This is a genomic window from Azospirillum canadense (genome assembly GCF_025961225.1).
Lineage (GTDB): Bacteria > Pseudomonadota > Alphaproteobacteria > Azospirillales > Azospirillaceae > Azospirillum > Azospirillum canadense.
Genome location: NZ_JAOQNG010000001.1, coordinates 1645395 through 1655000, shown reverse-complemented (window position 1 = coordinate 1655000; position 9606 = coordinate 1645395). Strand labels below are relative to the sequence as shown.

The following is a 9606-nucleotide window of genomic DNA, read 5'->3' as shown; positions in this document are numbered from 1 at the left end:
ATCCTGGGCGGCGAGGCTTGCCCCCCGGCGGTCGCCGCGCGCTGGTGCCGCCCCGGTCGGACGATCTTCAACAGCTATGGCCCGACGGAGGCGACGGTCGTCGCGACCATCGCCGAGGTCCGTCCGAATGAGCCCGTCACCATCGGCCGACCGATCCCGAACTACACCGGCTATGTGGTCGACGAGTCGCTGAACCTCGTCGGCCCCGGCGTGCAGGGTGAGTTGCTGATCGGCGGCCCGGGCGTGGCCAAAGGGTATCTGGGCCGCCCGGACCTGACCGAACAGAAATTCATCGCGAACCCCTTTTTCGCCGACGGCGCCGACCCGGTGCTCTACCGGTCCGGCGATGCGGTGAGCGTGGACGAGCGCGGCAACCTGCTGTTCCACGGCCGCATCGACGACCAGGTGAAGATCCGCGGCTTCCGCCTGGAACTGGGTGAGATCGAGGCGAAGCTGACGGACATTCCCGGTGTTGCGCAGGCGGCGGTCGTCCTGCGCAACGACACGGGGCTGGACCGGCTGGTCGCTTTCCTGGTGCCGCAGGCGGGCGCCGCGCTGGACAAGGCGAGCCTGCGCACGACGCTGCTCGCACAGTTGCCCGGCTACATGGTGCCGTCGCATTTCGAGCTGACGGACCGCCTGCCCCGCCTGACCTCCGGCAAGGCGGACCGCAAGGCCCTGCAGATCGCTGTGCTGACCGACGATGCCGGGGCCGGCCAGCAGGAGGAACCGCGGACGGAGACGGAGGCCGCCCTGCTGGACGCCGCCAAGCGCGTGTTCCCCGGCCAGGCCATTCCACTGGACGCCGACTTCTTCATGGATCTGGGCGGCCATTCGCTGCTCGCCGCGCGCTTCGTGTCGGCGGTCCGTGAGACCAAGCACCTGGATGGCCTGACTCTCCAGGACGTTTACGGCGCGCGGACGCTGCGCACCATGGCGGACAAGCTGGACGCGCGCGCTCCGAAGGGCGCCATGGGTGCCGCGGTCCGCAAGGACCTGTCCTTCATGCCGCCGCCCTTGCTGCGCCGCTTCCTCTGCGGGGCCGCGCAGGCGGCCGCCCTGCCCTTCATCCTGGCGCTGATGACCGCGCAGTGGCTGGGCGTGTTCGTCAGCTACATGCTGCTGTCGGGCGAGGACGCGAACTTCTTCCAGGAGATCGCGACCCTGCTCGGCGTCTATATGGTGATCAACGTCGCCACGGTGCTGATCGCCATCGGCGCCAAGTGGCTGGTCATCGGGCGGACGAAGCCCGGCCGCTACCCGCTGTGGGGCACCTATTATTACCGCTGGTGGCTGGCGCAGCGCTTCATCAGCCTGGTGCACCTGAAGTGGTTCCAGGGCAGCCCGGTCATGCGGGTGCTCCTGCGGGCGCTCGGCACCAAGGTCGGCGACGATGCGCTGATCGGCGAGTTCGAGTCCGGCGCTGTCGACCTCGTCACCATCGGCAAGGGTGCCTCCATCGGCGGCAAGGTGAAGCTGGCCAACGCCGAGGTGATCGGCAACGAACTGGTCATCGGCACGGTGGAGATCGGCGAGGACGCCTACATCGGCACCTCGTGCGTCATCGGGCACGACGCCGTGGTCGGCGCGGGGACGGAGTTGGCCGACCTGACCGCCCTGCCCGCCCATGCCCACACCGGCTCCTATGAGACCTGGGACGGCTCGCCCGCCCGCCGCACCGGCAGCGTGGCGCGCGAGGAGCTGCCCGCCCCCGCCGAGGCCGGCGCCCTGCGCAAGGCCATGCACGCGCTGTTCTACACGGCGGTCCTTCTGGCCGTGCCGCCGGTTACGCTGATGCCGATCTTCCCGGCCTTCTATCTGTTCGACCGTCTGGACGGCGTGCTGGGTTCGGCCTTCGGGATCAACTATCTCTATTACCTGCCGCTGATCGCCTGGCCGACGGCCATGGCCCTGGTCGCCGCCACGGTGCTGCTGATCGCGGCGGTGCGCTGGATCGTCCTGCCGAAGGTCGAGGCCGGCACCTACTCCGTCCACAGCGGCTTTTACCTGCGCAAGTGGCTGGTGGCCCTGACGACCGAGGTGATGCTGGACACGCTCAGCTCGCTCTACGCCACCGTCTACATGCGGGCGTGGTACCGGTTGATGGGTGCCAAGATCGGCAAGGATGCGGAGATCTCCACCAACCTCGCCGGGCGCTACGACTTGGTCGAGATCGGGGAGAAGTGCTTCATCGCCGACGAGGTGGTGCTGGGCGACGAGGACATCCGCCGCGGCTGGATGTTCCTGAAGCCGGTGAAGACCGAGGCCCGCGTGTTCGTCGGCAACGACGCCGTGGTGCCCCCCGGCGCCAGCATCCCGACCGGCTCTCTGATCGGCATCAAGTCGAAGCCCCCGGCCAACGAGGCGATGTCCGCCGGGGAGACCTGGTTTGGCAGCCCGCCCATCAAGCTGCCGGTCCGCCAGCGGTTCGACGGCGTGGGCGCCAATTGGACCTACGAGCCGTCGAAGGCCCGGCGCTTCGGCCGCGCGGTGTTCGAGGCCTTCAGCCTGTCCATGCCGACGATGCTGTTCATCACCTTCGGCACGCTGGCGGTGGAGCTGTTCGCCCCCGCCATCCTGGAGCAGCGCTACGGCTCCTTCCTGCTGCAGTTCCTGGGCGTCAGCGTCGCCATTCCGGTGGCGATGGTGGCGATGGTCATCCTGGTGAAGTGGCTGCTGATGGGCCGCTACGCGCCAACGGTGAAACCGATGTGGTCCTGGTGGGCCATGAAGACCGAGGCGGTCGCGGTGCTGTACTGGGGTCTGGCCGGCAAGGTGCTCCTCGACCATCTGCGCGGCACGCCGATGCTGCCCTGGGTGCTGCGCCTGTTCGGCACCAAGTTCGGCAAGGGCGTCTTCATGGACACCACCGACATCACCGAGTTCGACTGCGTGTCGGTCGGCGACTACACCGCCGTGAACGCCCTGTCGGCCCTGCAGACGCACCTGTATGAGGACCGCGTGATGAAGGTCGGTCGCGTCGCGGTCGGCAACGGGGTCACCATCGGGGCTGGTGCCACGGTGCTGTACGACACCCACGTCGGCGATTACGCCCGGCTCGGCCCGCTGACGCTGGTCATGAAGGGCGAGGAGATCCCGGCCCACACGGAATGGGCCGGCGCACCGGCGGAACGTGCAGTCGAAGCCCCGCAGCCGGAGATCAGGGCCGAGTTGAAGAACGCCGCGTAACGCCCTAGAAAGACTTACGAAAGCCAGGCCCGCCGCTTTCCCCGACAGGAGAAGCGCCGGGCCTTTCCTTTTGTGGGGTCGGTGCGGCGTCTTCCCTAATCGCCGCAGGGAACGCGTTCCCGTTGTGCGCGGGCTTCAGCGGTGTATAACGATGCCCGAGCGTGGCCCAGGCCCTTTTGCGCGCTCCCGCGCGCCGCATCGGGACCTGTGACCCAAAAACAGGAAGGAAGCCCCCTGATGCCCAGCCCGAAATCTGGCGATACCAGCCTCGCCCGCGGCGCCTCGACGCTGTTCCCCTTGGCGAAGGACGACACGACCTACCGCAAGCTGACCTCCGACTATGTCTCGGTCGTGGAGTTCGATGGCGAGGAGGTCCTGAAGGTGGAGCCGGAAGGCCTGCGCCTGCTGGCCGAGGAGGCCTTCAAGGACATCAACCACCTGCTGCGCCCGGGCCACCTGAGCCAGATCCGCGCGATCCTCGACGATGCGGAGGCCTCGCCGAACGACAAGTTCGTCGCGCTGGACCTGCTGAAGAACGCCAACATCGCCGCGGCCGGCACGCTGCCGATGTGCCAGGACACCGGCACTGCGATCATCATGGGCAAGAAGGGCCGCCGCGTCTTCACCAAGGGCGGTGACGAGGCAGCCCTGTCGGAGGGTGCACGCGACGCTTACCTGAAGCGCAACCTGCGCTACAGCCAGCTCGCCCCGATCTCCATGTACGAGGAGAAGAACACCCGCAACAACCTGCCGGGCCAGGTGGAGATCTACGCGGAGGGCGAGGACGCCTACAAGTTCCTTTTCATGGCCAAGGGCGGCGGGTCGGCGAACAAGACCTTCCTGCACCAGGCCACACCGTCGGTGCTGGCGCCGGATCGGCTGCTGAAGTTCCTTGAGGACAAGATCCGCTACCTCGGCACCTCGGCCTGCCCGCCCTACCACCTCGCCATCGTCATCGGCGGCCTGTCGGCGGAGCAGAACCTGAAGACGGTGAAGCTGGCGTCGGCCCGCTACCTCGACAACCTGCCGACCGAGGGCGGCGAGGACGCGCACGCGTTCCGCGACCTCGCCATGGAGGCCGAGGTGCACAAGTTGACCCAGACCATGGGCATCGGCGCGCAGTTCGGCGGCAAGTATTTCTGCCACGACGTCCGCGTCATCCGCCTGCCGCGTCACGGCGCCTCCATGCCGATCGGCATTGGCGTGTCCTGCTCGGCCGACCGTCAGGCGGTGGGCAAGATCACCAAGGACGGCATCTACCTGGAACAGCTGGAGACCGATCCGGCCAAGTACCTGCCGGAGATCACCGACGGCGATCTCGCCGGCGAGGTGGTGAAGATCGACCTGAACCAGCCGATGAGCGATATCCTCGCCACGTTGAAGCAGTACCCGATCCGCACCCGCCTGTCGCTGACCGGCCCGCTGATCGTCGCCCGTGACCTCGCCCATTCCAAGCTGCGCGCCCGCCTGGACGCCGGCGAGCCGCTGCCCGACTATTTCAAGAACCACCCCATCTACTACGCCGGCCCGGCCAAGACGCCGGAAGGCTATGCATCGGGCTCCTTCGGCCCGACCACAGCCGGCCGCATGGACAGCTTCGTCGACCAGTTCCAGGCGGCCGGCGGCTCCATGGTCATGCTGGCCAAAGGCAACCGCAGCCCGGAGGTCACCGCGGCCTGCCAGAAGCACGGCGGTTTCTACCTCGGCTCCATCGGCGGCGCGGCTGCCCGTCTGGCGCAGGATTGCATCAAGAAGGTGGAGTGCGTCGAGTATCCGGAACTCGGCATGGAAGCCATCTGGCGCATCGAGGTCGAGGACTTCCCGGCCTTCATCATCGTGGACGACAAGGGCAACGACTTCTTCAAGGAGTTGAAGCTCGCCTGACGCCGGGCGCCTGTCCTCTCCCGGCCCCGCCGGGAGAGGGAGGGCTTGGTCCAACCAACAGCAGCAGGATCCGCCATGTCCGATGACCAGACCGCCAAAGTCGCCGACGCACAACGCCGCGCCCTGTTCGCCGCCGAGGTCATCGTGAACCGGCGCCTGCACGACTTCTCCATGCGCTACCAGACCCACTACGCCAACGACGTGGCGGAGGAGCGCAAGGCGATCGAAAAGGAAATCCGCGCCATCCGGCGCCGCGTCCCGGCTCCGCCCGTCGTCACCGATGAGTTGGTCGCTCTGGTCGTGGGCGAAGACCAGAATCCGGAGACGGTGCGCGCCGTGCTGATGGCGTTGGCGGCAGTACGGCCCGACGTGCTGGCCGCGGAATCCGTTTCGGTTGACGACGATGAGGATGACGAGGACTGAGCGCCTCGCTGGTTGAAGGCAGCATGACACCCGAACAAATCCAGGCCCGCGTTCTGTACCGCGACGGGCTGATGCTCATCCTCGACAAGCCGGCCGGAGTGCCAGTGCATGCCGGCCCCGGCGGTGGGCCAAACCTGGAGCGGTACTTCGACGCGCTGCGCTTCGGCTTTCCGAAGCCGCCTGGCCTCGCCCACCGGCTCGACCGGGACACGTCCGGCTGCCTGATCCTGGGGCGGCATCCCAAGGCCCTGCGCAAGCTCGGAAAGCTGTTCCAGGACGGCAAGGTCGACAAGACCTACTGGGCGGTCGTCGCCGGCACGCCTCCGCAGGATCAGGGGCGCATCGAACTGCCGCTGAAGAAGCAGAGCAACAAGACGGGCGGCTGGCGCATCGTCGTGGCCGATGACGGGCAATCCGCGGTCACCGATTACAAAGTCGTGGGCCGCGGCGACGGCATGACGTGGCTGGAACTGAAGCCGCACACCGGACGCACGCACCAGATCCGCGTCCATTGCGCGACGGCGCTGGGCTGCCCCTTGCTGGGCGATCCGCAGTATGGCGGGCCGGGCGACCGGCCGCTGCACCTGCACTCCCGCGCCATCACCCTGCCCCTCTACCCGTCCCGCGCGCCGGTCGGGGCCGTGGCCCCGGTGCCGGTTCACATGCGCGCGGCCCTCGCCGCCTGCGGCTTCACGGAGTCGGCCTCCGAAGCGACGGGAGGTTGAGCCTTCCGGAGGCGAACGAGATCGCGCAGCAGGCGACGCACGGCGCGGCGAAAATCCTCATCGCCGCGGTCGCCGGCCACCAGGACGAGGCGTCCGTCGGGGCGGCGCTTCAGGTCCTGGCGCCGCTCCACCAACTGGCCCAGGGCATCGTCGTCGGGGCCCGTGTCGTCCGCGAAGGCGAACAGCGCGCCGTTCGGCCCGATGTCGAGCGCGGCCACGCCCGCTTCCCGGCTCAGGCACTTCAGGGCGCCGAGATCCATCAGCGTTTCCAACGTCTCCGGCAGTGGGCCGTACCGGTCGGCGATGACCGCGGCGAACGCTTCCCGTTCCTCCGGATCCTCCAACGTGGCGAGGCGCCGATAGACCGCGAGCCGCAGGTTGGAATCGCGGATGTAATCGTCGGGGATCAGCACCGGCTGTCCCAGCGTAACGCGCGGCGGAAGGATCGCCGGCACGGGACGGCCGGCGCGGGCGGCCTCCACCGCCTGCCGCAGCATCTCCTGGAACAGGTCCGCCCCGACGTCGCGCAGGTTCCCGGACTGTTCCTCTCCCAGCAGGTCGCCGGCGCCGCGCAGGCCGAGGTCGCGCGCCGCCAGCTCGAACCCGGCGCCGGGCCGGTCCAGCCGTGTCAGCACTTGCAGGCGCGTGCGGGCGGCCTCGGACAGTTCCTCCCCGTCCTCCACGGTCAGCCAGCAGCGGCCCTGCACCGCCGCCCGCCCCACCCGGCCGCGCAGCTGGTGGAGTTGCGCCAGACCGAACCGGTCCGCGCGGTGCACGATCAGCGTGTTGGCGTTGGGGATGTTCAGCCCGGTCTCGACGATGTTGGTGGCGAGCAGCAGGTCGCCCGCCCCATCGGCAAAGGCCGTCATGGCATCGTCCAGCGCATCGGGCTTCATCTTGCCATGCGCCTCGATAACGCGGAACTCCGGCACCATGGCGGCCAGCCGCGCCCGGATCTCGTCGAGGTCCTCGATGCGCGGGCAAACGTAGAAGGCTTGGCCACCCCGCGTCCGCTCCGCGCGCAGGGCCTCGGCCACCGCGTCGAGGTCGAAGGGAACGAACTCCGTCCGCACCGGCCGGCGCCGCAACGGTGGTGTCGCAATCACCGACAGGTCGCGAAGGCCCGCCATGGCCAGCTGCAAGGTGCGCGGGATCGGTGTGGCCGTCAGGGTCAGCACGTGGGTGCCAGCGGCCATGGCCTTCAGCCGCTCCTTCTGCTTCACGCCCAGCCTCTGTTCCTCGTCCACCACCAGCAGGCCGAGGTCGCCGAAGGTGACGCCCGGGCTGAGCAGCGCGTGGGTGCCGATCACGATTCGGATGTCCCCGCTCTTCAGCCCTTCCTTCACCGCCTTCGCTTCGGATGGCGAAACGTTGCGCGCTAGTTCGGCGATGGCGACGCCGAAGCCCGCGAAGCGCTCCTGGAACTCCTCCAGATGTTGGTGACTGAGCGGGGTCGTGGGGGCGACCACCGCCACCTGCCGGCCGGCCATCGCCACGGCGAAAGCGGCGCGCAATGCCACCTCGGTCTTGCCGAATCCCACGTCGGCGCAGACCAGCCAGTCCATCAGCCGGCCGGAAGCGAGGTCGCGCAGAACCGCATCGATGGCCGTCTGCTGGTCCGGCGTCTCCTCGTGCGGAAACCGGTCGGCGAAGCGGTTGTAGGCGCGGCGGTCCGGCCGGATCGGATCGGTGCGAGCCATGGCCCGTTCGGCCTGCGTGCGGACCAGGGTGGCCGCCGCGACACGGAGGGAGTCCGCCACGGAGTCCCGCCGCTGCGCCCACACGGAACCGCCGAGCCGGTCGAGCGGCGCTGCCCCGCTGGCCGCGCCAAAGGGCCAGACCTGATCCAGGTTCTCCACGGGGACATAGCTCTTGGCCTCGTCGCGGTAGAGGACGCGCAGGCAGTCGTGCGGCGCGCCGGTCGCCTCCAGCGCCTCCAACCCGTCGGTCAGGCCGATCCCATGATCCAGATGCACGACCAGGTTTCCCGGCGCAAGTTCGGCCGCCTCCGCCTGCAAGTCGTCCACCAAGCGGCGCGACCGGCGCCGGCTTGGCCGCGCGACCACCTCGCCCAGAACCTCCGCCGCCGTGACGACGGCAAGCCCGGGCGCCTGGAAGCCGGCGTCGAGGTCCAGCGCCACCACGGCGATGGGCTGCTCTCCGACCGCGTCCTCCACGACGGCCGCGTCCACTCCTTCGCGGCGAAGGTGGCGGGCAAAGCCTTTCGCCCGCCCCGGATCGTCGACGGCGATCAGCACGCGGCGCTGCTGGTCGGCGCGCAATCCGGCGACGCGATCCTCCTCGTCGTCACCGGCCAGGGTCACAGGGCGGCCGCCAGCGTCCGCGCTGCCTTCGCCACCCGACAGGACGACGACCGCGCGCCCGGCAAGCCCGTCCTTCCACGCCGCCGTATCGAGGAACACATCCTCCGGAGGCAGCGGGCGGTAGGCCGGCAGCCCGGCCTTTTCGGACGCGGCCATCTGGCGCTTTCGCGATTCAAAGGCATGGCGCGCCTGCTCCAGCCGCGCATCGCGCATCGCCTCCGTGCCCTCGTCCATTGAAAGGACCGCACTGGGCATGCGGTCGAACAGGCTATTGGTGTTGAGGAAGAACAGAGGCAGCCACTGCTCCATACCGACATAGCGGCGCCCGGCCCGAACCGCCTGGTACAGAGGATCACCTTCCGCCTCGGCACCGAAGGCCGCCAAGTATGCGGTCGCGAAGCGGGCCATGGTGGCTTCGGTGAGCGGCACCTCCGACAGGGGCAGCAACTCCGCGTCGATCCGCGCGTCCGGCAAGGGGATGCGAAGCGGCTCTGCCCGGCCAGGGTCAACCACCAGGAGATCATCGTCGCCGAACAGCACGTCGCCGGGATCGCGAGCCTCCGCGGCCGGGCCGTAGCCGTTGCGGAACAGCCAACCGCGCAGCGACTCCGGGTCGGTCGGATGGTCCGCGGCGAGGCGGAGCGCGCCGTCCGCCAAGGCGTCGGCCGGTGGCAGCCGCCGCAGCACGCCGCCGACGCTGGTGACGACGATCTGTGGGCCGGTCGTCGGTTGCGCAAGGCGCGCCAGCGTGGCGATCCGCCGTCCGGCGACCCGGGCCGACGGCGACGCGCGGTCGTAGGGCAGCGTGTCCCAGGCGGGAAAAGTCAGGATTTCGGCGTCGGTCGCCACCCTGCGCAGGTTGCGGCTCAACCGCTCCATGCTGCGGCTGTCCTCGGCAATGTGGAGGACGGTGCCGGCCGGCGAGCGCCGGGCCAACTCGGCCAGCACCCACGCGTCGTATCCGTCCGGAACGCCGTGGAGCACACGGCGTCCGGAGTCGGTCATCCCTTCGGGAAGGTTCATGCGGCGTCGCTCTGCGATCGTGATGGGAGGTCAGCCGC

At 69.1% G+C, this 9606-nt stretch carries 5 protein-coding genes (1 of these 5 cut by a window edge); 4 read left to right on the top strand and 1 reads right to left on the bottom strand.

Annotated features, from left to right (window positions below):
- From M2351_RS07810 to M2351_RS07795, 4 genes are all read left to right on the top strand, one after another.
- Positions 1–3189, top strand: the 3' portion of a protein-coding gene (locus tag M2351_RS07810) for a Pls/PosA family non-ribosomal peptide synthetase (protein WP_264655544.1). Its footprint begins 903 nt before the window's first position; only the last 3189 of its 4092 coding nucleotides appear in the window; the start codon falls outside the window, past its left edge; it ends in the stop codon at positions 3187–3189.
- A gap of 237 nt (positions 3190–3426) precedes the next feature.
- Positions 3427–5073 (top strand): fumarate hydratase, encoded by a 1647-nt coding sequence (locus M2351_RS07805; RefSeq protein ID WP_264655543.1) that lies wholly within the window; start codon positions 3427–3429, stop codon positions 5071–5073.
- A gap of 75 nt (positions 5074–5148) precedes the next feature.
- Positions 5149–5496 (top strand): hypothetical protein, encoded by a 348-nt coding sequence (locus M2351_RS07800; protein WP_264655542.1) that lies wholly within the window; start codon positions 5149–5151, stop codon positions 5494–5496.
- Between the two features lie 23 nt (positions 5497–5519).
- Positions 5520–6221: an RluA family pseudouridine synthase gene (locus M2351_RS07795; protein ID WP_264655541.1), complete on the top strand. Its 702-nt coding sequence runs from the start codon at positions 5520–5522 to the stop codon at positions 6219–6221.
- Here M2351_RS07795 and M2351_RS07790 read toward each other — a convergent pair.
- Entirely contained in the window at positions 6155–9568 is a 3414-nt protein-coding gene (locus M2351_RS07790; RefSeq protein ID WP_264655540.1) for a transcription-repair coupling factor, read from the bottom strand. The genes M2351_RS07795 and M2351_RS07790 overlap by 67 nt on opposite strands.
- Positions 9569–9606: the final 38 nt, after the last annotated feature.

What these genes read in the sequence shown, in the direction of transcription:
- M2351_RS07795 (WP_264655541.1), top strand. Translation starts at nt 5,520, where the DNA reads ATGACACCCGAACAAATCCAGGCCCGCGTTCTGTACCGCGACGGGCTG.
- M2351_RS07800 (WP_264655542.1), top strand. Translation starts at nt 5,149, where the DNA reads ATGTCCGATGACCAGACCGCCAAAGTCGCCGACGCACAACGCCGCGCC.
- M2351_RS07805 (WP_264655543.1), top strand. Translation starts at nt 3,427, where the DNA reads ATGCCCAGCCCGAAATCTGGCGATACCAGCCTCGCCCGCGGCGCCTCG.
- M2351_RS07790 (WP_264655540.1), bottom strand. Translation starts at nt 9,568, where the DNA reads ATGAACCTTCCCGAAGGGATGACCGACTCCGGACGCCGTGTGCTCCAC.